This is a genomic window from Salinispora cortesiana (genome assembly GCF_000484695.1).
Classification (GTDB): Bacteria; Actinomycetota; Actinomycetes; order Mycobacteriales; family Micromonosporaceae; genus Micromonospora; species Micromonospora cortesiana.
In genome coordinates, this window is record NZ_AXVR01000127.1 from 1 (window position 1) to 3,428 (window position 3,428).

4 protein-coding genes are annotated in these 3,428 nt (G+C 69.9%); all 4 read left to right on the forward strand.

Going from position 1 to position 3,428, the window contains the following annotated elements; all coding sequences use genetic code 11:
• The coding region (locus tag K228_RS29050) for a MarR family transcriptional regulator (RefSeq protein ID WP_025620688.1) at positions 1-805 on the forward strand (805 nt) is incomplete at its 5' end.
• Positions 806-885: 80 nt separating this feature from the next.
• A complete protein-coding gene (locus K228_RS0124210) occupies positions 886-1,173 on the forward strand; it encodes a hypothetical protein (protein WP_025620689.1) in 288 nt (95 codons plus the stop codon).
• A 577-nt stretch (positions 1,174-1,750) separates the two neighbouring features.
• Entirely contained in the window at positions 1,751-2,737 is a 987-nt protein-coding gene (locus tag K228_RS0124215) for a DUF932 domain-containing protein (protein ID WP_025620690.1), read from the forward strand.
• A 266-nt stretch (positions 2,738-3,003) separates the two neighbouring features.
• Positions 3,004-3,428, forward strand: a 425-nt coding sequence (locus K228_RS0124220; protein ID WP_025620691.1) for a hypothetical protein, incomplete at its 3' end; no start/stop codon positions are given.

Genomic DNA, 3,428 nt, shown 5'->3' on the forward strand with positions numbered 1-3,428 from the left:
CGCGGCGGAAGACGAGGTAGCCATCACCGACGCCATGCCGGGCGCGGCCGACGAGGCGACCCCGGCGGACAGTGAGGCGAGCGGCAACGCGGCGGCGGACGTGGCGCCGGTGTCCGGGGTGCCTGTGTCGGGGGTGCCGTCGGGCGCCGGTGACCACCTGAAGATCGTGATGGTGGCTGGGGTGCTCGGCGACTACCCCGACGGGGTGAGCGCGGCCGACGTGATTGACCAGTCCGGCCTACGCGCTCAGGTCGTCGCCCGGGTGCTTACGGCGATGGAGGTTGCCGGGGCGGCGGTCCGTAAGCCGGGTGACAGTGACAGCGCCCCGGAACGGTGGGTGCGTGGTGAGGCTGACCTCGACACGGTGGACCTCGCCAACGCTGCCCCGTACCGCGAGTGTGTGTGTACCTGCGGACACAAGCACCGGATCAAGACCGGTGTCACGGTTACCGCCACCCGCCGCAGCACCACCGGCGAGAGCAACACCGACGGGTCGCCGAAGCTCGGCAAGAACGGCCTACGTAACCAGGTCGAAGCGTTCATGCGTGACCTCGGCCCCGGCCACGACCTCACCCCGGGCACCGTCGGCCGTGAGTTGGGCGGCCGTAGCTCGGGCGCGGTCGGCAACGCCATGAACAAGCTCAACGGACTCGGCGTGCTGATCATGACCAGCGAGGCCCCGGTGAAGTACGCCCTCGCCGACAACCCGCCCGCACCCGCCGACGAGGTTGCCGCGCTGATGACCCGCACGGGCACCGACCCGAGCAACACCGACGGGGCCGACGGCACGCCGGCCACGACCTGACCGAACAGACCCGATACGCCGGGGCCGGGCACCACGCCCGGCCCCGGCGCTCACACCACAGACCAGAAAGGCAATGACCAATGACCACCCACCGCCACCCCGGCAACAGCCCGGGGCGCCGTCGTACCGCCCCGACACCCCCACCGGCTGACACCGCCGACGTGTACCTGGTCGCCGGGGGCGACCTGGTAGCCGTGTTCACCGATGCGGACGCCGCCGCCGTGCAACACACGGTGATGACCGGCGCCAACCTCGACACGATCACCCGGCGCATCAGCGCCCACGAGTGGCCGCGCGTACGCGCCCGACTCCGGGCAACAAACCCCGACCTAACGATCGTGGACGCGCGGACCGGAGACGACCAATGACCCGACCCCACAGTGGAACACCGAAGATCCCGGCCGCTCTGGCGGCACGCCCCCGCGACGCGCGGCCCGGCCTGCCGATCCCACCGGTCAACCTGCACCCCGACCCGGACGGCGGGGTACACGTGGAGTTAGTGCATGACCGCCGCACTCACGCTGTGCCCGCACATCGCCCTCGGCCGCCACCGGCGCGCCCGCGCCGACCGGCCCGGCGGCGGCCTTATCCCCGCCCGGCTCGTGCGGCGACAAACCCGACCGGTACCTGCTCGGGATCACCCGGGAGTACCGGACCGTCTTTATCCCGGAGCACGGCTTCAGCGTGTACCTCCCGGCACGGTTTAAGACCGTGCACGAGTACCGGTACGGCCCTGACGGGCGACTGAACACTGACCCGGTGACCCGGTAGGCATGGCGCCGATGGTGGGCGTCAGATTCGCCGCAGAAAACTCGATAGACCGGCCCGGATCGGCTTGATCCGTCAACTATAGGCAGGGACCATTATTTGCGACGGCGCGGCCCGGGATTGGAACCCCCAGCCCGCCGTCACCCACAACCGATCGAGACCCGAAAGGGGTACCACGTGGCACACGAACTCGAGACCTTCGCCAACGGTCAGACCGCCTTCGCCTCCGCGAAGCTGTCCGCCTGGCACCAGCTCGGCCAGATCAGCGACGACTGCATGACCGCCGAGGAGGTCATGAGCAAGGCGTGGCTCGGCGGCTGGGAGGTCCGCAAGATTCCGCTGCAGGGCATGGAGATCACCGACAGGGGCGTGACGAAGGTCGACTGCCCCGACAAGTTCATGACCGTGCGGACGAACCCGGAGACCGGCGCGACCGAGTACCTCGGCATCGTCGGTGAGGACTACACGACCGTGCAGAACGAGCAGGTCGCCGAGGTGCTCAACCTGCTGGTCGACGAGTCCGGCGCGCACTTCGAGACCGCTGGGTCGATGCGTAAGGGCCGCGCGGTGTTCGTCACCATGAAGTTGCCCGAGGCCATGAAGGTCGCCGGGGTCGACCTGCACGACCTGTACCTCGCGGCGACCACAAGCCACGACGGCACGGCCTCACTGCGGGTGGATGCCACCCCGGTACGGATCGTGTGCGCCAACACGCAGCGCATGGCCTACCAGCGGTCGCAGGGCTCCTATGTGTTCCGGCACACCTCGAACATCACGGCGAAGATCAGCGAGGCGCGGCAGGCGTTGCGGCTGGTGTGGAAGCACTTCGAGGCGTTCGAGCGCGAGGCCGACAAGATGATCAACGAGGCGCTGACGATGGGTGAGTTCGAGAAGATCGTCGCGCAGCTCTGGCCGGTCGAGGATGACGCCTCTGACGCCGCGAGGAACAACGCCAAGCAGCGCTCCTCGACCCTGCGGTACCTCGTCCGCGACGCGGACACCCAGAAGGCCATCAAGGGCACCCGGTGGGCCGGATACCAGGCCATCACCGAGTACCTCGACCACTACGCCAAAGCCGCCACCGCCGAGGTCCGCGCCCGCCGCGCGGTCACCGGCACCGGGGCCGACCTCAAGGCCCGCGCGTTCGACCTGCTGGCGGTCTGAGCGTGGCCCGGTATCGGGGCCGGCACCGCCACAGACGGCGGACGGCCCCGACACCGGCGGGCACCACCACCGCCGAACGTGCCACCAACACCGTTGCCCGACCGAGCGGCGCGGCCCGCCCGCCCACACAGACCGGCCCCAGACGCCCACCCGCGCCACAGACCGGCCGCGCACCGGGGCAGCGCACCACCCGCCCGTCGGGCGCCGCTACGGCCGCGCCCACACCTCGACGCACTCGCACGCACTCCGGAATGGAGGACCTTCATATGAGCACCGCCCCGACGCCGGCCGCCGACACGGTCCTGAACTCGATCGACGCCCTGTGCGACGCCTACGCGAAGGCGAAAGTGGCCTACACCGTGGCCAACCACGCCGACACCAAAACCGAGCGTGACCACCACATCGCCCGCAGCCAGTACTGGAACGCCGAGGCCCACAACCACTACAGCAGTCTGACCGAGGCCATCCACACCCTCGCGCCGGACCGCACCCACGTCGAGACGTTCCTGCCCGTGCGGGTCCTACCCAACGGCCACGTTGAGATCCACACCCGCGACCAACACGGCCGACAGATCGTCGTCGTCCTCACCACCGCTGAGGCCGTCGCCATCGGCGTGCACCTGACCGCACACGCCGCTGCCAGCCTCGACCGCACCGGCACGATGCTCCACCGCGTCCTGCCCCCACTACC